This is a genomic window from Vibrio sp. 10N.222.49.C9 (genome assembly GCF_041474985.1).
Classification (GTDB): Bacteria; Pseudomonadota; Gammaproteobacteria; order Enterobacterales; family Vibrionaceae; genus Vibrio; species Vibrio crassostreae_C.
Genome location: NZ_JBFRVD010001027.1, coordinates 1 through 306, shown reverse-complemented (window position 1 = coordinate 306; position 306 = coordinate 1). Strand labels below are relative to the sequence as shown.

The window sequence follows — 306 nt, the reverse complement described above, 5'->3', positions numbered from 1 at the left end:
CAATGGCACACTTCACACCGTAGATAGCGACTTAATGCAGGCTCTTCCTCCTTCTATCGCTTCTCTTGACAGTGGCAGTGATGAGGAGCTAGAGGCGAATCAAAAGCGCAGAGTAGAAGTTCAACTCAGCAGCAAGTTGACAGAAGTAGGTACATTGCAGCTTGAGTGTGTGGACATCGACAATGATGACGACCGCTGGCAGGTGGAGTTTGAGGTTCGCAATCAAAAAACCGTTGAAGAGCAGCACATACCTGCGAACCTTACTCAATCCAAGCAGCTAATTTCTACCCTTTACAGTGGCAGTAA

General features: G+C 47.7%; 1 pseudogene. It reads left to right on the top strand.

The features are described from left to right. Positions 1 to 306 (top strand): annotated as a pseudogene (locus AB4585_RS26735) (molecular chaperone DnaK); the annotation flags it as partial.